Origin of the sequence: Caballeronia sp. dw_276 (assembly GCF_018449635.1) — a bacterium.
GTDB lineage: Bacteria > Pseudomonadota > Gammaproteobacteria > Burkholderiales > Burkholderiaceae > Caballeronia.
Genome location: NZ_JAAVUV010000003.1, coordinates 501,168 through 519,973 on the forward strand (window position 1 = coordinate 501,168; position 18,806 = coordinate 519,973).

An 18,806-nucleotide genomic window follows, 5' to 3' on the forward strand; every position below is an offset into this window, starting at 1 on the left:
TCTGTCGCTTCTGGACAACGGTATCTCGATCGAAATCGTTAGCTTATCCCGATTTAATAGATTGAATAAACGGGTAATTCGAACGCTTTCAAGAAATAAACTGCTCAATCGTATTTCAAAACGCGAAATTTTTATCGTGAAAGAGAGCGCCGTTTTCTGTGCTGCGAGCAGATTTCTCAAGTGGAATAACGCATGAATCAGCCTGTTTTCAGAATCCGCCGAAGCCTGATGTCCACCGTCGTCGTTGCCAACTCGCTGTGCTTTTTGTCAGTCGTCAAGGCTGCTGATCCCGCTGCACGACCGCCGGATGACCCGGTATCACTGTCGATAACGCCCAAGTACACGTACCGCCCACCATCGATCATGGGAACGTCACCCGAGCCTGCCGAACCGAAGCCCGCGTCAGGCGTTGACGAATGGGCCAATCGCCAGACGCCGCCGCTCGAGAAACCGGACAACTGGGCTTGCCGGACGTCGAATAATTTGACCCGGAGTTCGATCGGCAAAAATCCGGACGGAAAGACGATCTCCGATATCCAAGGCCTGCTGCCCAAATGCTGACCGTACAAAGCAAAACCCCCGCTGATCTTGCGATCAGCGGGGGTTTTTGAATTTGGCGGAAAGGGTGAGATTCGAACTCACGGTACCCCTAAAGGTACACTGGATTTCGAGTCCAGCGCATTCGACCACTCTGCCACCTTTCCAGATACTGCAAACCGCACCACGCATGTTGCGGCTCTCGCTGAACGGGTCGATGTCCAGCGAGAGAAAGATTATAGACGACTCCAAACTGATTTCCAAGCCCCTTTTCGTGAGCTTGTTACAACAGGGCCGCATTATTCCGCGATCGAAACCTGGAGCTTCTCAACGCCACGCATGTACGGCCGCAGCGCCACGGGCACCGTCACCGATCCATCCGCATTCTGGTAATTCTCCAGCACCGCGACCAGCGTTCGGCCGACCGCGAGCCCAGATCCATTCAGCGTATGGACGAACTCCGGCTTGCCTTGCGCATTGCGGAAACGCGCCTGCATCCGCCGCGCCTGGAACGCCTCGGTGTTCGAACAGCTCGATATTTCGCGATACGTGTTCTGCGCCGGCAGCCAGACCTCCAGATCGAACGTCTTCGTCGCAGAGAACCCCATGTCGCCGGTACACAGCGTAATTACGCGATACGGCAATTCCAGCTTCTGCAAAATGGCTTCGGCGTGGCCGACCATTTCGTCGAGCGTGTCGTAAGACTTTTCCGGCGATACAACCTGCACCATCTCGACTTTGTCGAATTGGTGCTGACGGATCAGGCCGCGCGTATCGCGTCCGTAGGAGCCCGCTTCCGAGCGGAAACATGGTGAGTGCGCCGTCAACTTGACCGGCAGCGCCGACGCTTCGAGGATGCTTTCGCGCACCGTATTTGTCAGCGAAATTTCGGACGTGGAAATCAGATATTGGGTGACCGTGTTTTCCTCACCACCCTTCTCCACGCGGAACATGTCTTCGGCGAATTTAGGCAATTGGCCCGTGCCGACCAGAATCTCCGGATTCACGATATACGGCGTGTACGCCTCGGTATAACCGTGCTGCTCGGTGTGCGTGTCGATCATGAACTGCGCCAACGCACGATGCAGACGCGCAATCTGTCCGCGCAGCAACGTGAAACGCGCGCCCGATAGTTTCGCACCGGTTTCGAAGTCGAGGCCGAGCGGCGCGCCAACGTCAACGTGATCCTTCACCTCGAAGTCGAACGACCGCGGCGCGCCCCAACGGCGCACTTCGACGTTTCCGGATTCGTCGGCGCCGATTGGAACGCTTTCATGCGGCAAATTGGGCACGCCGAGCATGAGATCGGCCAGACGTTTCTGGATGTCATCGAGCTGCGTGGCCGAAGCCTTCATGGTTTCGCCGATACCGCCCACCTCCCCCATCACGGCCGTGGTGTCTTCGCCGCGCCCTTTCATTGCGCCGATCTGCTTCGACAGCGTATTGCGGCGCATTTGCAGCTCTTCAGTACGCGTCTGGATTTCGCGCCGTTCTGCTTCAATTGCCGCGAACGCAGCGACGTCGAGTGTGTAGCCGCGTTGGGCCAGGCGCTTGGCGACAGCGTCGGGATCTTTGCGCAGGAGTTGAATGTCGAGCATGGCAGGGCCGGTTCTTCCAAGTATGCGAATCTGCGATTTTAGCGCAGCGAGGCAGGCAAGTTGGCGAGGTTTGGCCGCGTTGGCCGTTTGGCCTAATGGGACGCGGCGTTTCTGTATTTATAGGAGACGGGCGACGCTTATTTCTCGTCCTTGTGATCGCGCCGCCATTGGGCATCGAGCTGCGCAAGACGCGCCATCTTTTCACCGATCTTGCCCTCGAGCCCGCGCGGCGTCGGCTCGTACCAGTGCGGGTCGCGCATGCCATCGGGCAAATAGGTTTCGCCGGCCGCGTAGGCGTCGGGTTCATCGTGCGCGTATCTGTATTCGTGCCCGTATCCAAGCTCCTTCATCAGCTTGGTCGGCGCGTTGCGCAAATGAACCGGCACGCCTCGCGACTGATCCTTGCCGACAAACCGCCGCGCCTCGTTATAGGCCATGTAGCCGGCGTTCGACTTCGGCGCGACCGCGAGGTAGATCAGCGCCTGAGCCAGCGCAAGTTCGCCTTCCGGCGTTCCCAGGCGTTCGTAGGTTTCAGCGGCATCGAGCGCGATACGCCCCGCGCGCGGATCGGCGAGACCGATATCCTCCCAGGCCATCCGGACGATTCGCCGCGCGAGATAACGCGGATCGGCGCCGCCATCGAGCATTCTGCAAAACCAGTAGAGCGTGGCGTCCGGATTGCTGCCGCGCACCGATTTGTGCAGCGCGCTGATCTGGTCGTAGAACGCGTCACCGCCTTTGTCGAAACGACGCAGGTTTTCGGTGAGCGCACTGCCGAGCAATTCACCGTCGATATGCGTCGACTTCTGTTGCGCGGCGGCCCGAGCCACGATTTCCAGGTTGTTGAGCAGCTTGCGGCCGTCGCCGTCGGCGGAACCGATAAGCGCGGCGCGCGCGTCATCGGAGAAAGTCAGGCCGCCCAGTTCGCCCTGCGCGCGTTCCAGCAATTCGTCGAGCTCGCTCTCGTCCAGGCTCTTCAATACATACACCGCAGCCCGCGACAACAACGCGCTGTTCACCTCGAACGATGGATTCTCCGTCGTCGCGCCCACGAACACGAACAACCCGGACTCCACGTGCGGCAAGAACGCGTCCTGCTGGCTTTTGTTGAACCGATGCACTTCATCGACGAAAACCAGCGTCTGATGCCCGTTCGCCCGATGAATCTGCGCCAGTTCCACGGCTTCGCGAATGTCCTTTACGCCCGACAACACCGCCGACAACGAGATGAATTCCGCATGAAACGCCGCAGCCATCAGGCGCGCGAGCGTGGTCTTGCCGACGCCCGGCGGCCCCCAGAGAATCATGGAATGCGCTTCGCCGGATTCGAACGCAACGCGCAGCGGCTTGTTGGGGCCGAGAAGGTGTTTCTGGCCGATCACCTCGTCGATGGTACGAGGACGCAGACGCTCGGCGAGGGGAACATTGGCACGGTTTTCTTCGAACATGGCGCGATGAGGGGTTCCAAATGTGTCTGGACAACGGCGAAGACAGCGATAATCGAGCACTTTTCGAGACGAATGCCCGCGCTGCTTCAAAATGCTGCGATGGTCGATTATGACAGTTGCCGCTTCGGGGGATTGCCCGGGCGATCGCCTCGGCGATTGCACCGGCAAAACCGCGCACGAGCCGGCCAACATCTGCAAGTAAGGACGAAACCGAATGGCACAAGACAGCACCACCGACACGGCCACCTCCACCTACGCGCCTTTGCTGCCGGTTCCCGCCGCGCGCCGCGCGTTTGGGACGTCGGACGCATTCGCGTTGTGGTTTTCGCTTGGCATCGGCTTGCTGGTGGCGCAGGCGGGCGCCCTGCTCGTGCCCGGCATGTCGTTGCCGCATGCGCTTGCGGCTATCGCAATCGGCACGGTGATCGGCGTGTTGTTGCTCGCGCTCGCCGGCGTGGCCGGCACGGATACCGGGCTCGCGGCCATGTCGTCGTTGCGTCCGACGCTCGGACTTCGCGGCGCGTCCGTCCCCGCCGTGCTCAACGCGGTGCAACTGGTCGGGTGGGGATCGTTCGAAATCATCGTGATGCGCGATTCCGCCGATGCCCTCGCCAAACAATCCTTCGGTTTTTCGATGCCGCTCATCTGGACGCTGATCTTCGGCGTGCTGGCAACGGTCCTGGCGATCACCGGACCGCTGTCCTTCGTGCGGCGTTTCCTGCGCACGTGGGGCATGTGGCTGTTGCTCGGCGGCGCGGGATGGCTGACGTGGAACCTGCTGTCGAAACAGGACATCGGCGCGTTGATGAACCGGCCCGGAACCGGCGAGATGCCGTTCGGCGCGGGTATCGATCTGGTTGTAGCCATGCCGCTTTCATGGCTGCCGCTGATCGCCGATTACACGCGCTTTGGCCGCAGCGCGGGCGGCACGTTTCGCGGCACGCTGTTCGGTTACGGCATCGCGAATATCTGGTTCTATGCGCTCGGCGCGTTCTACGGCCTGGCTGCGGGCGGTGGCGACGCACTGTTGACCGTGGCGTTTGCGCAAGCCGCGGGCGGGATTGCGCTGCTGCTGATTCTGATCGATGAAATCGACAACGCCTTCGCCGATATCCATTCCGCCGCCGTCTCGACCGGCACCTTCTGGGCGAAAGCGAGCGTGCCGTTGTTATCGGCGGCGTTTGGCGGGTTGTGCACGTTGATCGCGCTGCTGGTGCAGATGGGCAAATACCAGAACTTCCTGCTGCTGATCGGCTCGGTCTTCGCTCCGCTTTTCGGCGTGGTGCTCGCGGATCATTTCATCGTGCGCAAACGCCGCGTGGTGGTGGCCGCGCTCACCGACGCCCAAGGCCCGTACGCGTTCTCGGGCGGATGGCATGTCAGCGGGTTTGTTGCCTGGGCGCTCGGGATCGCGGCATATCACGCAATCAATCAATGGATGCCGAATCTTGGCGCGACGCTGCCGGCGCTCGCGATTGGCGCGCTGGCCTATCTGGCGTTGGTGATGGGCGCGGGACGGCGGGAAGAAAACCGGTCGTCGGCCTGATGGCAGAAAGCGAGGCGCTCGCCGCCTCGCTTATCGGAACGCCTATTAGCCGTTGATCACGTCGGCGCCTTTTGGCACCACGAACTTGAACTGATTGCTCTTCAGCGGCGGATTTTTCTCGATATTCGAGAACGTGAGCAAGGTCACATTACCGAACACATCGTGCAATTCCATTGCTTCCAGATTGCCGTTCCTGAAGCCGATGCCAACTTGCTGGAACTGCGTGTCCTGCGCTTTCGGCGTCAATTCCAGCCAGTCGATGCCGTCCTTCACGCCCGCGTCGCGCAAGGTGAAATTCTTGTCGAGATCATTACTGCCGAAGAGGATCGCCGCGGGGCTCGCGCCGAGCGCATTGCCCAACTCGCGCACGGTAACCTGGTTCAAGTCCTTGTCGTAGACATAGAGCTTGTCGCCGTCAGCCTGGAGCACTTGCGCGTAGGGCTTTTCGTACGACCAGATAAACTTGCCGGGCCGCGCGAACGTGAATGTGCCGCTCGCCGTGCCCGAGGTTTTCGGCGCGGCGCTCTGGGTGGCCGTGGCCGATGCCGCCTTGCTCGGCGCTTTCACCTCACGCTGGACAAACGTGCCGTGCGCCGCATGAACCTGCGCAACGAACGCCTTCAATTGTTCCGTGCCGCTTGCAAACGCCTGCGATGCCAGCAGCATGGAAGCACCCAAAACTCCTGCCTGAACAACCCGATGAATCGACTTCAACACTGACTGCATATAAATAAAACCTCCAGAAACCTGTTCCGCCTATTCCGCTGCATTTATTCCGCTTCGCGCGCCGGCGTGAGAATTTCGCGATTGCCGTTCGAAGACATGCTTGACACCAGTCCCGAATTTTCCATTTGCTCGAGCAACCGCGCTGCACGGTTATAACCGATCCGCAAGTGCCGCTGCACAAGCGAGATGGACGCGCGCTTGTTCTTGATTACGATCTCGACGGCTTGATCATAAAGCGGGTCGGCTTCGCCATCCCCGCCGCCAGCCCCGCCCGGCGCGCCTTCTTCGCCGTCGCCGACCACGCCGCCTTCAAGAATCCCTTCGATGTAATTCGGCTCGCCCTGCTCCTTCAGCTTGTTCACCACGCGATGCACTTCTTCATCCGATACAAACGCGCCATGCACGCGCACCGGCAAACCCGAACCGGGCGGCAGATAAAGCATGTCGCCCATGCCCAGCAAGGACTCGGCGCCTTGCTGATCGAGAATGGTCCGCGAATCGATCTTCGATGAAACCTGGAACGCCATCCGTGTCGGCACGTTCGCCTTGATCAAGCCCGTGATTACATCCACCGACGGCCGCTGCGTCGCGAGAATCAGGTGAATGCCGGCCGCGCGCGCCTTCTGTGCGATCCGCGCAATCAACTCCTCGACCTTCTTGCCGACCACCATCATCAGGTCGGCCAGTTCGTCGATCACGACCACGATGGTCGGCAGGCGATTCAGCGGTTCCGGCTCGTCCGGCGTCAGGCTGAACGGGTTAGGAATCTTCTCGTCGCGTTTCGCCGCTTCGTCGATCTTGTTGTTGAAGCCCGCGAGGTTTCGCACGCCCATCTTGCTCATCAACTTGTAGCGGCGTTCCATTTCGGCCACGGCCCAGTTGAGCGCGTGTCCGGCTTGCCGCATGTCGGTCACGACCGGGCAGAGCAAATGCGGAATGCCTTCGTAGACGCTCATTTCGAGCATCTTCGGATCGATGAGAATCATGCGCACTTCGTCGGCGGTGGCCTTGTACAACAGCGACAGGATCATCGCGTTGATACCCACCGATTTGCCCGAACCCGTCGTGCCAGCCACCAGCAAGTGCGGCATCTTCGCGAGATCCGCGCACACCGGCTTCCCGCCGATATCCTTGCCGAGACCCATGGTCAATGGCGAAGCGGCATCGGCATAAACTTGCGAACCGAGGATCTCCGACAAGCGCACGGTCTGGCGGCGCTGATTCGGCAATTCCAGCGCCATGAAATTCTTGCCCGGAATGGTCTCGACCACGCGAATGGAAACGAGCGAAAGCGAACGCGCCAGATCCTTCGCCAAGCCGACGATCTGCGAACCTTTGACGCCCGTGGCCGGCTCGATTTCGTAACGCGTCACGACCGGTCCCGGATAAGCCGCGACCACGGCCACTTCCACGCCGAAGTCCTTCAGCTTCTTCTCGATCAGCCGGGACGTGTATTCGAGCGTGTCGGCGGAAATGGTTTCCTTCACTTCCGGCGCGGCGTCCAGCAAGGCCAGCGGCGGCAGCGTGGAATCGCCGGGAAGATCGGTGAAAAGCGGTACCTGCTTTTCCTTCTCGACCCGCGCCGATTTCGCCGTTGCAACCGGCGGCACGATCATCACCGGTTCCTGCTCTTCGATCTTGACCCGGCCGCGCACCACCTTGCCTTCCCGCTTCTCCGCCGCCACTTCGCCGAGCTTTCGGTCCCGTCCCGCTTCGCGGCGTAGTCTTGCGCCGGTGATGGTGGCCATGATGCCGTCGCCGGTTTTTTCGCAGACGGAAAGCCAGGAAAAATTGAAGTACAGCGACAAGCCAATCGCGAGCGCGATCAACAAAATGAGCGTGGCGCCGGTAAAGCCGAACGCGTGGGAAACGGCATGGGCCACAGCCTCGCCGACCACGCCGCCCGGCGCGCGCGGCACCTGAACCTTGAGCGACCACATGCGCAGCGCTTCGATGCCGTCGCTCGCCAGCAGCACGAGCACGAACGCGAACGCCTCGGCGAGCCACGTGCGGTCTTTCGCCGGTTGCTCGCCGGCCGCTTCCTGATTCGTGATCCGCCGATAATTCGCGATAATGCGCCGCGCGAGCAGCACGACCCACCAGTACGCGGAAAGGCCGAAGAGCAGCAGCAGGATGTCCGCGGTCCAGGCGCCTACGCGCCCCGCCCAGTTGGCGATCTGGTCGACCTGAGCGGCGTGGGTCCAGCTTGGATCGTGGCGGCTGTAGCTTACGAGCGCCATGAGCAGGAATACGCCGAGCGCGACCTGCAGGATCCATCGAATCTCGGTAAAAAGTCGCGACATGCGGTGAGGCAATGCCTGCGCACTTGCAGAATAGGTAGCTTTTGCCATTGATCCGTAAGGCTTTTGACCCGCTATGAAAGCCACGGCGAGCCGACAGAGTTAAGGACGCATTGTAAACGCTGCATTGCGATGATCGGACAAAAATGGGCGACGGTTTCACCCTGTAACACCCGCAAGACACGCCTTGGCCTCGTTTCCCACGCCCGCCCACGCTATGGCCGCCATTGAAAGGATCACTCGGCGGGGCCTGGAGACACTCTTTATAATGGCGAATTCGCGCCTATTTACAGGTCATCGGCACTGGAGCGCCTCCGGTACAGTTTTTCTGACCGCCCGCGCCTTTTGCCCATAAACCGCTTGTTCGCCCGGCGGTTTGGCTCTAACCAAACGGATTGCTCTCATGTCATCGCCCAAACACGCAAAAGTGCTGATTCTCGGTTCCGGTCCCGCCGGCTATTCCGCCGCCGTCTATGCGGCGCGTGCGAACCTGTCGCCGCTGCTCATCACGGGCCTGGCGCAAGGCGGCCAGTTGATGACCACGACCGACGTGGAAAACTGGCCCGGCGACCCGTTGGGCGTGCAAGGTCCGGAACTGATGCAACGCATGCTGGAACACGCCGAACGCTTCAATACGGAAATTGTGTTCGATCACATCCACACTGCCAAGCTGACCGAACGGCCAATCCGCCTGATCGGCGACTCGGGCGAATACACCTGCGATTCGCTGATCATCGCGACGGGTGCATCGGCGCAATATCTTGGCGTGCCTTCGGAAGAAGCGTTCATGGGCAAGGGCGTGTCGGCGTGCGCGACCTGCGACGGCTTTTTCTACAAGAACGGCGAAGTGGCCGTGATCGGCGGCGGCAATACGGCGGTGGAAGAAGCGCTGTATCTGGCGGGTATTGCGAAGAAGGTCACGGTGGTTCATCGCCGTGACAAGTTCCGCGCCGAGCCGATCCTGATCGACCGTCTGCTCGCGAAGGAAAAAGAAGGCGTGGTGGACATCAAGTGGAACCACGTCCTGGATGAAGTCAAGGGCGACGCGACCGGCGTGACCGGCCTGCAGATCAAGTGCACGGAAACCGGCACAACGACCGAAGTGCCGCTGCAAGGCGTGTTCGTCGCGATTGGCCACAAGCCGAATACGGACCTGTTCGCCGGTCAGCTGGAGATGAAAAACGGTTACATCATCACGAACGGCGGCCTGCAGGGTAATGCGACGGGCACGAGCATCGACGGCGTGTTTGCCGCCGGCGACGTGCAGGACCACATTTATCGCCAGGCCATTACGAGTGCCGGCACGGGCTGTATGGCCGCGCTCGACGCGCAGCGCTATCTGGAAAGCATCCACGAAAACCCGGCTGTCCGTTCCATGAGCGCCGAAGCGGAACGTTAATCCGCCGAAACGTTGCACTGAAGCAAGAAGCTTCGGAAACGATCAAACGCCGGTGCGATCTTAAGGATCAGCCGGCGTTTTTGTTTCGGGTGCGGCAAATATCGCCTGGGTGAGCTTTGGGCGCGTCCATTTCGCCGGCTCCCATGTTAAAAAGAGGCACCGGAAGCGGCCGATCCGCGTTGCGCCGCCGCGCGTTTTCTTCTGCCCAGCAATGCCCAAGAACCTGCCCCATCCGAATGAACCCCGGCCCAGACGCCCGCGCGACACGGCGCCGGGCGTAGCCGTGGCATCGTTGAAAGCCCCGCCGACGCCGGAAGAACTGGCGGCGGCGCTTAAACGCGAGGGGCTCGCCGGACTTGCCGCGCTGCGCGAATCGCTCCAGGAGCAAGCCGTTCTGCACCGGGCCCAGCGCGCCGCCGCTATCGTGGCCGAACGCGAAGCACTCGCCGATGCCGACGTGTTCCGCCGCGCCATCGGCGAAGTCGAGCCGCTGAACGTCGCGGAGCGGGTACCGTTGCCGCGCGTGCCGCCCTCGCCTTTGCCCCTCCAGACGCGCCTTGACGAAGAAGCCGTGTTGCACGAGGCGCTCTCCGACGATTACGACCCCGAAAGCCTGCTCGATACCGACGACAGCCTCTCGTATTGCCGCCATGGCGTACGCGAAGAAGTGGTGAGGAAACTCCGGCGCGGCGCGTGGATCGTGCAAGCGCAGCTCGATCTGCACGGCATGCGGCGCGAGGAGGCACGCGAGGCGTTATCGGAATTCATCAGGGAATCGGTAAAACGCGGCCTGCGATGTCTGCGCGTGATTCACGGCAAAGGCCTCGGATCGATTGGCCGCGAGCCCGTGCTGAAGGGCAAGGTCCGCGCGTGGCTCGTGCAGAAAGAGGAAGTGATCGCATTCTGTCAGGCGCGTGCGCACGATGGCGGCGCTGGCGCCGTGCTTGTGCTGCTCCAGCCGGCCAGCACTTCGCACAACCACGGACATCCGCAAGATCGTGATATCCGTAGCCACCGCGAACAGCGAAAGAGGCCTTGACGGTGCATCCCAGGCTTACTTTGGCGATCTCCATCATGGAGGGGCTCGCGATTTTCGCTTACGCAATATCAGGTCTCATTGAAGCCAGAAAGCGCCGGCTGGATGCCGTCGGCGCCTTTCTGGTGGCGCTTGCAACGGCATTCGGCGGCGGCACCGTGCGCGATGTCCTGCTTTCGCGCCGGCCGTTTTACTGGGTCGAGCACCAGGATTATGTGATCGTGATCTTCGCGTTGGCGCTCACGGCGCCAATATTCCTGCGCCTCACGACCCGCCTGTTCGACCAGCGCGCCCTGCTTGTCGCTGATGCCATCGGCCTCGGTCTGTTCAGCATTTCGGGCACGTCGATCGCGCTCGATGCGCAAATGCCCGCGTTCACCGCCGCCTTGATGGGCGTGGTGACGGGCGTTTTTGGCGGCATCATCCGGGACGTGCTGTGCAACGAGGTGCCGCTGATCCTGCGCGACTCGCGGCCCTACGCGGTGTGTGCGTTCGCGGGTTGCTGGCTGTACCTCGGACTTGACGCAATAGGCGTTCTGGGCGTCTACAACGTCCTGCTGTCCACGGCATTCATTCTTGTCGCGAGGCTGGTGACGCTGAAACTGGACGTGCGGTTGCCCCATTGATGTCTTCGCCCGGGCGCTTTTCCTCGGCCGAATGGCCAACGCTTGTCGCCACAACTTTCCGGCGCCTGTCGATTTGCTACAATCCGAGTTCGATTTTCGGCTTATTTACGGCATCGCGTTGTGTCGCGGCGCTCGTCAATAGGTCAACTCCACCCTCAACGGTCGATCGACCCGCAGACTGAACATGAACATCGAGCAAGCGCGTTTCAACATGATCGAACAGCAGATCCGTCCCTGGGATGTGCTGGACCAGGACGTCCTGAACCTGCTGTCGATCGTCAAGCGTGAAAATTTCGTCCCCGCCGCGTACCGGAACATCGCGTTCGCGGATCTCGAGATTCCGCTGCCGGCCGGCCAGCACATGCTGTTTCCACGCGTCGAAGCGCGTGTGTTGCAGGAACTGGCCGTGAAAAAGCACGAGATCGTGCTGGAAATCGGTGCGGGCACGGGCTACATGGCAGCGCTGCTCGGCGCACGCGGCCGCTCCGTGACGACCGTTGAAATCGAACCGGAACTTGCCAAGCTGGCCGAAGAGAATCTGGCCGCCAATGGTGTGTCGAACGCGCAAGTCGCACTCGGCGACGGCGCGCGAGGCTGGAACCAGGGCGAAACCTTCGACATCATTTGTGTCTCGGGCGGCTTGCCGGTCATGCCGCAGGAGTTCCTCGACCAGTTGAAGATCGGCGGCCGGCTGGCGGCGTTCGTTGGCAGCGCGCCAGTCATGAAAGCGCAGATCATCACGCGCGTGGACGAAAAGCAATTCCGCGTCGCAGATATTTTCGAAACGCTGATCGGGCCGCTCAAGAACGCCGTACAGCCGTCACGTTTCAAGTTTTAAGTTTTCCCGGAAATTCGGGCTCGTGCGGGTTGAACCGCGCGGGCCCGATTCTTCCAACTGGCAAACTCAGACAGCACATCGGCCAAGCAAATCCGCTTGCCCATGCTTGCCGCTTCCACCGGAATCCCATGCAAAATCTGTCCGCACCCGAACTGGCCGAATGGCTCGCCGATTCATCGCGCCCCGCCCCTGTCCTGCTCGACGTCCGCGAACCGTGGGAACTTGAAACGGCCAAGATGGCCAACATTGTCGCGATTCCCATGCGCGACATCCCTGCCCGCAGCGAAGAACTGGACGACGAAGCGCAAATTGTCTGCATCTGCCACCACGGCGCCCGCAGCGCGCAAGTCGGCATGTTCCTGGAGTCGCGTGGCTTCACGCAAGTTTTCAATCTGTTTGGCGGCATTGACGCCTGGTCGAAGCAGGTCGATCCGGCAATCCCCACGTATTGATTCGCAGGCCTTTTTAGTCATCACGGAATTTCCATGCGCCCGATGTTTGCGCTGGCGCTGTCCAGCATCAGCGCCGGGTTAGCGTGCTCACCGGCCATGGCCGTGGGCCTCGATCAACTCTACGACGAAGCGCTCAATACTGACGCGCAGCTCCAGAGCGCGCGCGCCAGCCTGAGCGCCGACAGCGAACAATTGCCGCAAGCACGCGCGAAATTATTGCCGCAATTGTCGGCATCGGTGTCCGCCAATGAACAGCGCACGGAGTTTGGCGGGGGGTTGCCGGCATCGAATGGAAACAGTAACGGCTTTGTTGTTTCGCTGACTCAACCGCTCATCAACGTCGCGAACTGGCAAGGCTACCAGCAAGGCCAGATCGCGCTGACAACGGCTCAAGCGCAGTTCGCCGCCGCCCGTCAGGACCTGATAGTCCGGCTCGGGCAGGCTTATTTCGACGCGCTATCGGCTCAGGACAGTCTCGCGATTGTGCGCTCGCAAAAGGCATCGATTGCCGAGCAACTCGAATCAGCGAAACATTCCTTCGACGCCGGCAGCGCCACGATCACCGATACCAACGAAGCCCAGGCCAAATACGATCAGGCGGTCTCGCAGGAAATCGCGGCGCAGAACGATCTCGAGGTGAAACTGGCGTCGCTGGAACAGATCGTCGGGCATCCGGTGACGCGCGTGGATGGCCTCGCTCGCGGCGTGACACTCCCGCCGCCCGTTCCCGCCGACATGCAGCAATGGGTCGACATGGCCCGCGACGCGAACTACGACGTCGTGCTCAAGCAACTGGCGACGGCGAACTCGCAGCGCGAGACATTGAAGGCGAAGGCGGGTCACTATCCTTCGCTCGATCTCGTCGCAAGTTATTCAAAAAGCAGCCTGGGCGCGGCTGGCGCGGGCAACTTCGGCGGAAATTTTGGCGGTGGGTTTGGCAGCGGCGCAGGGTCGATCGGCCCGGGCATCCCGGCAGCGGCGGCCGAACTCGGCAACTTCGGCGCGTATTACACCAACGCGACGGTCGGCGTTCAGCTCACCATTCCGTTGTACGAAGGCGGCGCAACGCAAAGCCGCGTGCGGCAAACGCTCGCGCTCGAAGACAAGGCGGCGTCGGACCTCGACAGCGCGCGGCGATCGGCGGCGCTATCGGCGCGACAGGCGTTTCTGGGGGTATCGAGCGGACTTGCGCAGGTTCGAGCACTCGAAACCGCCGAGCGGTCGGCGCGGACATCGCTTGAATCCAACTTGCTGGGTTATCAGGTCGGCGTGCGGATCAATATCGACGTGCTCAACGCGCAGGATCAGCTTTTCTCGGCGCGGCGCGACTTGGCGAAGGCGCGTTACGACACGCTGATCAACTCGCTGAAGCTCAAGGCGTCCACTGCGAGTCTCACCGACAGCGACGTGCTGTCGCTGAACTCCCTGCTTTCTCCCACCGACGACACGGCGCTCACCGCCCTGCCCGTCGTTCCGAGCGTGCCGCATCCGCGCACGGGAAATCCGGCATCCGGCCGGCGTTCCCTGCCTCAATAAAAAAACCGCGAGCCTTCGTACAGGAAGCTCGCGGTTTTCCAAAGCAGTAAAAACTCAGACCACGTTCATCGCCAGCGCGCTCTCACGATAATGCTGGCTCGCCTTGTCGCTATCGCCCAGTTGTTCGTGCAAACGCGCCAACGCGCGATGCGTGCGGATCTTAAGCGGTTCGTTATCGGCGAGTTTCAAGGCCGATTCCAGGAACGCCTGCGCCTTGCCCCATAACTGCTGATGCAGGCACAGACGGCCGAGGGTGAACAGCAAATCAGCGTCTTCCGTACGTTCCTTCTGCCATGCTTCCGCGCGCTGAATCAACGGCAGCGCGTCGCCCGGCGATGCGCAATCCGGATACCGGCGCAACAAACGCGCGTCCCAGTTGTGATTGAGCGCTTCCTCGACGATCTTGCGCGCGTCGTTGCGTCGATCCAGCGCGATCAGCAACTCGGCGGCAAGATCGGCCAGACGCGGCGATTGCCGTTCTACCGGCGATAGCGTCTGCCAGAATTCCAGCAACGCATCCGGATTGTGCCGGCGATCGCGCAGCAGATTTTCAGCCGCGACCTGACGCAAACGCACCGCAACCGCCGGATGCAGCGCCTCGCGTTTTTCGAGCGTCTTCACGAGCTTCAGCACTTCGCCCCAGTTCTTCAACTGCTGCTGAGCGCGCAACGCGATCTGCTGCGCGTGCAACCGACGCCCGCCCTGCGCCTGCATTTCGGTCAACGCGATGAGCGCGCCGTCGGCATCGCGGCCATCGGCGCGCATGTCGGCGGTAGCCATCAGACGCGCGTCCTGCCAGTCGCTGTCCGTCACCTTCGCGAGCCATTCGTCGCGGCGCGCGTACTCATGCATCTCATGCGCCGCTTTTGCACCGATCAGGCCGGCCGCACCGGCGTTTTCATCGACGTTCAAGGAATCGCGCGCCGACTTTTCTGCCTTCGAAAAGCGCCCGGCGTACAAGTGGCCGATGGCATCGCGCAATGCCGCGTTCGCCTTCGCGAGCCGCGAGCGCGTCCGATACGCCGACACGCGCTGCGGCATTTTCCACACGCTGCGAATGGCGCGCAGCACCGCGTACAGCACGATGAACGACACCACCAGCGCCACCACGAACAGGTTCAGCGACACGTCCACGCGATACGGCGGGATCACGAGCAGCACTTGGCCGCCGTCGAACACACCGACCAGCGCGAGCGCTGCGGCCGCCGCGAACAGGAGCACAAACCAGATGAGTCCACGCATCGTCATCATCCGCCTCGCTTGAACTGATGGACCGCCGCGAGACTCGCGTTCAGGTCGGGAACGGCGACGGCGGTCGACGCGTCGTTGACCTGCTTGACGAGATCGCGCACGGACTTGACCTTGCCCGACGACGGATCGAAGTATCGGCCGAGCGCGGTATCCGCGGCGTTGAGGTCCGACCTGAGCGCCGGTTCACTGCGCGACAACAGCGACAAACGCGCCGACAGCAAGCGCAGCTTCACGTTCTCGCGCACGAAATAACCTTGATCCGGCGAGGCGAGCATGGCGTCGGCGTTATCGATACGACGCACCGACACCAGACTCGACAACTGCTGCCCGATGCCGCCCGCGATCTGCTGCAGCCAGACCTTCCAGCGCGGCTGGTTGGTCGCGGCAGCGATGGCGGCGCTGTCGCCGGGGGTATCGGCGTGTGCCGTCGAAGGCACGATCGGCGCTTCGCCGGCGAGCGGCAAACGGTCGATCTGGTCGATGGCGGTATCGAGCTTGATGGCAAGGCCCGTCAAATCAGTCGATGGCGTTGCGCGCAACTTGTCCATGTCCTGCGCAATGGCCTTGCGGATTGTCACGATCTGCGGGCCGGTGGTGGCGGCAAGACGCGTATCGGCGCTTTGCAGCGCGAAGAGCGCGAGCTGGACGTTGCCGGTGAGCTGCAACTGCTGGCTTGCGCTCGACAGGATCTGCTCGACCTCGGCCAGCGTCCAGTCGTCGCGATTGCTGGCGAGATCCTGATATTGCTGTTGCAGCGCCTGGCTTTGCGCCTGCGCGTCCGTGAGCTTGCCCTGGAACTGGATGATCTGCGTGTTGATGGCGTTGACCGAACTTGCAGCCTGATCGGCTTGCGCGCGCAACGCGGCGGTTTGCGCATCGCTCGCCTGCAAACGTTGCGCGAGCTGCGCATCGCGTTGATCGAACTTGCGGTTGAGCATGAAACCGCCCACGCCCGCCACCACGATGATGATCACGAGCACCAGCCAGACGAGCGCGGTGCCCGCGCCGCCGCGCCGCTCTTTCAACTGTGATTCATACGGCGTGAACGGCGTGTTGGGTGGATTCGAAGGCGGAGCCGACGCCGTGGACTTGGCATCGGATTTTGAAGCGGTCTTGCTGGAATCGATCGAATCAGTCATGCGTGATTGAGCCGGTTGGTGAGCCGGCGCGAAGGCCGGCCTGGAATCCGTCGGCGCGGACTCCTGGTTGGTTTTTTGACTGGACTGGCCGGACGGCGTTGCCGCCGAGGCCGTGTGTCCATGTTTTTGTGCCTCTGCAACCTGCGCGTCCGGTTCGTCTCCGGCTGCGGCTTTTGTATCCAGTCCCGAAGCAGTGGCGAAGAGCGTGCTGAACGCCTGAACAATGCGTTCGTCGCCGGCGCCGGACACCGTAATCCTATCAAAACCCGCCTGCCGCGCGGCCTCGGCAATACGCGGATGCGGCGTCACGAGCGGCGCGTGCTTGAGCGTCAGGGTTTCGTCGGCAGTGAGATATTCGCGCGCCAGTTCTTCAAGATTGCGCACGCCTTCCGAACTGGTGAGCAGCCACGCGTGCGGTTCGCCCGCGAGCAGCTCGTGGATGCGTTCCCAGTCGCGCATGGACGGCTCGGGCACGATGCGCGTGTACGCCGCCACTTTCTCCACGTTCGCGCCGGCTTCGGTCAGTGTGTCGGCCAGCCATTCACGGCCGCCATCGCCACGCACGATCAGAACGCGTTTGTCCTTGAGGCCATCGGCGCCGAAATGCGCCGTGATCGCCGCGTGCAGCGCTTCGGAATCGTAGCGGGGATCGGTGGGGGTTTCGGTAATGGTGGCGTCGGCGCCGGGGCTGATCACCGTGTACGCGGGCGCGGCGATGCCCTGGCGCGCCAGCGCCGCCACGCTGCCCGGACCGACCACGCCAATGGCGACATGCGTCGGCCAGGGCGAGGTGAGCGCGGCAAACGCATGCTGGACAGCATTTGGCGATACAAACACGACCAGCGCGAAGCCAAGTGCCGCGGGCGCATGAAGCTCGCCGAGCGCGGCTTGCAGCGGGGCGGTATCGGCGACGGGGCCTATGTCGATGAGCGGAAACTCGAACGGCGCGAAACCCGCGCGTTCGAGCAGCGCGACAAGTTCCGCCGACTGGCCGGAAGGACGCGTGATGACAACGGTGGTGCGCCGCGGGGTGGCCTCGGCCGGTGGTTGCGTGGAATCGTGAGCGCTCGCCATCAGTCGGCAGGCGTTGCAGCAGGAGGAATGCGCGCGCCGCTCGCCGTGCTCAGCTCGCGGACGATGTCCATTGCACCCTGGGTTTCGAGTTCAGCGGAGACGCGGGCGCCTAGATCGAGCGCGGCTTCAACATTGGCCGCGCTCGACGAGCCTTCGGCACGCAGGACGCGCGTGCCATCAACCGTCGATACACATCCACGTAAATGCAGCGCGCCTTCGCGCCACTCGGCGTACGCGGCGAGCGGTACTTCGCAACTGCCCCCAAGCGAGCGCGACACCATGCGTTCCGCTTCGACCGCCGCGGCCGTGGCCTCGTGATGCAAAGGCGCGAGCCACGCGGCGAGATCTTCACGACCGGCACGGATTTCGATGCCGAGTGCGCCCTGCCCCGCCGCCGGCAAACTCTCTTCCGGCGACAGATATGCGCGAATCCGCGATTCCAGCCCAAGCCGGATCAGGCCGGCGGCCGCAAGAATGATCGCCGCGTAATCGCCACGATCGAGCTTACCGAGACGGGTATCGAGATTGCCACGCAACGGACGTACATCGAGGTGAGGGAAATGCATGCGCAGCATGGCTTCGCGACGCAAGCTCGACGTCCCCACAACGCTGCCGTGAGGCAATTCCGCGAGCGATGCAAAGTGCGGCGAAACGAAGGCATCGCGGGGATCTTCGCGCTCGAGAATCGTGCTCAGCGTGAAGCCGTCGGGCAACTCCATGGGCACGTCTTTCAGCGAATGCACGGCGAGGTCGGCACGGCCGTCGGCAAGCGCCGCTTCGAGTTCCTTCACAAAGAGTCCCTTGCCGCCGACCTTGGATAAGGTCCGGTCAAGAATCTGATCGCCACGAGTTGTCATTCCGAGGATTTTGACGTCGCAAGATGGATATAATTTGTGCAGCGCAAACTGCACGTGCTCAGCCTGCCACATGGCAAGACGGCTCTCCCGCGAGGCAATGACTAAAGTACGGGGCGGTGGCGTGGAAGGCGTCTCGGAGTTCATTGCGGGTCAATCGAATGACGGGATGGATAACAAACAATGGTAGCACGCACGCCAAAGCCCAATTACAGTCCGAGCCGCGCCGAAGCGCCGCGCAAACGGGCCGGGCGCGATGCGGCAAGACGGAGACAGCAGGGCAAAAAGCCGCAACATGCGGCGCGCGTCGTGGACGGGGCACGCATTCTTCAGCGCTGCCACGCCCGACCGCCTTTGATTTCTCGAGTTTCAGCCGCAACGCCAGTAACACTGTAGGCAGCTTGGCGGAGCAAGCGGACGTCGTTTCATGCGCGGCGCCCGCACGC

At 62.0% G+C, this 18,806-nt stretch carries 15 protein-coding genes and 1 tRNA gene; 8 read left to right on the forward strand and 8 right to left on the reverse strand.

Going from position 1 to position 18,806, the window contains the following annotated elements; translation table 11 throughout:
- Window positions 1-192 precede the first annotated feature (192 nt).
- Window positions 193-561 carry a hypothetical protein gene (locus HB633_RS08170; RefSeq protein ID WP_213777581.1) on the forward strand — a complete coding sequence of 123 codons (369 nt, stop codon included), beginning with the start codon at window positions 193-195 and terminating at the stop codon, window positions 559-561.
- A gap of 53 nt (window positions 562-614) precedes the next feature.
- Here HB633_RS08170 and HB633_RS08175 read toward each other — a convergent pair.
- The 3 genes from HB633_RS08175 to HB633_RS08185 all read right to left on the reverse strand — a co-directional run bounded on the left by HB633_RS08175 (window position 615) and on the right by HB633_RS08185 (window position 3,583).
- A tRNA-Ser gene (locus HB633_RS08175) sits at window positions 615-704 on the reverse strand.
- Window positions 705-836: 132 nt separating this feature from the next.
- A complete protein-coding gene (gene serS / locus HB633_RS08180) occupies window positions 837-2,135 on the reverse strand; it encodes a serine--tRNA ligase (RefSeq protein ID WP_213777582.1) in 1,299 nt (432 codons plus the stop codon).
- Between the two features lie 137 nt (window positions 2,136-2,272).
- Entirely contained in the window at window positions 2,273-3,583 is a 1,311-nt protein-coding gene (locus HB633_RS08185) for a replication-associated recombination protein A (protein ID WP_213777583.1), read from the reverse strand.
- Window positions 3,584-3,797: 214 nt separating this feature from the next.
- On the opposite strand from HB633_RS08185, the gene cytX reads away from it, so the two are divergent.
- On the forward strand, window positions 3,798-5,129 hold the full coding sequence (gene cytX / locus HB633_RS08190) for a putative hydroxymethylpyrimidine transporter CytX (protein ID WP_213777584.1): 1,332 nt from the start codon (window positions 3,798-3,800) through the stop codon (window positions 5,127-5,129).
- 45 nt (window positions 5,130-5,174) lie between these two features.
- Here the strand turns inward: cytX and lolA are convergent, their stop codons facing one another.
- Entirely contained in the window at window positions 5,175-5,855 is a 681-nt protein-coding gene (gene lolA, locus HB633_RS08195; protein WP_213777585.1) for an outer membrane lipoprotein chaperone LolA, read from the reverse strand.
- Between the two features lie 44 nt (window positions 5,856-5,899).
- Window positions 5,900-8,206 (reverse strand): DNA translocase FtsK, encoded by a 2,307-nt coding sequence (locus tag HB633_RS08200; protein WP_213777586.1) that lies wholly within the window; start codon window positions 8,204-8,206, stop codon window positions 5,900-5,902.
- Between the two features lie 352 nt (window positions 8,207-8,558).
- Here HB633_RS08200 and trxB point away from each other — a divergent pair, with 352 nt between their 5' ends.
- The 6 genes from trxB (at window position 8,559) to HB633_RS08230 (ending at window position 14,042) form a co-directional block, all read left to right on the forward strand.
- A complete protein-coding gene (gene trxB / locus HB633_RS08205) occupies window positions 8,559-9,554 on the forward strand; it encodes a thioredoxin-disulfide reductase (RefSeq protein ID WP_056351891.1) in 996 nt (331 codons plus the stop codon).
- A 211-nt stretch (window positions 9,555-9,765) separates the two neighbouring features.
- On the forward strand, window positions 9,766-10,593 hold the full coding sequence (locus HB633_RS08210; protein WP_213777587.1) for a Smr/MutS family protein: 828 nt from the start codon (window positions 9,766-9,768) through the stop codon (window positions 10,591-10,593).
- A gap of 2 nt (window positions 10,594-10,595) precedes the next feature.
- Window positions 10,596-11,216 carry a TRIC cation channel family protein gene (locus tag HB633_RS08215; RefSeq protein WP_213777588.1) on the forward strand — a complete coding sequence of 207 codons (621 nt, stop codon included), beginning with the start codon at window positions 10,596-10,598 and terminating at the stop codon, window positions 11,214-11,216.
- A 184-nt stretch (window positions 11,217-11,400) separates the two neighbouring features.
- Entirely contained in the window at window positions 11,401-12,054 is a 654-nt protein-coding gene (locus tag HB633_RS08220; protein ID WP_213777589.1) for a protein-L-isoaspartate O-methyltransferase, read from the forward strand.
- Window positions 12,055-12,182: 128 nt separating this feature from the next.
- Complete coding sequence (locus HB633_RS08225; protein ID WP_213777590.1) at window positions 12,183-12,506, forward strand: rhodanese-like domain-containing protein; 324 nt, start codon at window positions 12,183-12,185, stop codon at window positions 12,504-12,506.
- 33 nt (window positions 12,507-12,539) lie between these two features.
- A complete protein-coding gene (locus tag HB633_RS08230) occupies window positions 12,540-14,042 on the forward strand; it encodes a TolC family outer membrane protein (RefSeq protein ID WP_213777591.1) in 1,503 nt (500 codons plus the stop codon).
- A 54-nt stretch (window positions 14,043-14,096) separates the two neighbouring features.
- Here HB633_RS08230 and HB633_RS08235 read toward each other — a convergent pair whose 3' ends face one another.
- Genes HB633_RS08235 through hemC form a run of 3 tightly spaced genes read right to left on the reverse strand, consistent with a single transcriptional unit; the run spans window position 14,097 to window position 18,507 of the window.
- The gene (locus HB633_RS08235; protein ID WP_213777711.1) at window positions 14,097-15,290 is read right to left on the reverse strand and encodes a heme biosynthesis protein HemY; all 1,194 of its coding nucleotides are present in this window, start codon (window positions 15,288-15,290) and stop codon (window positions 14,097-14,099) included.
- Window positions 15,290-17,506 (reverse strand): fused uroporphyrinogen-III synthase HemD/membrane protein HemX, encoded by a 2,217-nt coding sequence (gene hemDX / locus HB633_RS08240; RefSeq protein WP_213777592.1) that lies wholly within the window; start codon window positions 17,504-17,506, stop codon window positions 15,290-15,292. The genes HB633_RS08235 and hemDX overlap by 1 nt, the downstream gene beginning before the upstream one ends.
- A complete protein-coding gene (gene hemC / locus HB633_RS08245; RefSeq protein WP_213777593.1) occupies window positions 17,506-18,507 on the reverse strand; it encodes a hydroxymethylbilane synthase in 1,002 nt (333 codons plus the stop codon). The genes hemDX and hemC overlap by 1 nt, the downstream gene beginning before the upstream one ends.
- Between the last annotated feature and the right edge of the window lie 299 nt (window positions 18,508-18,806).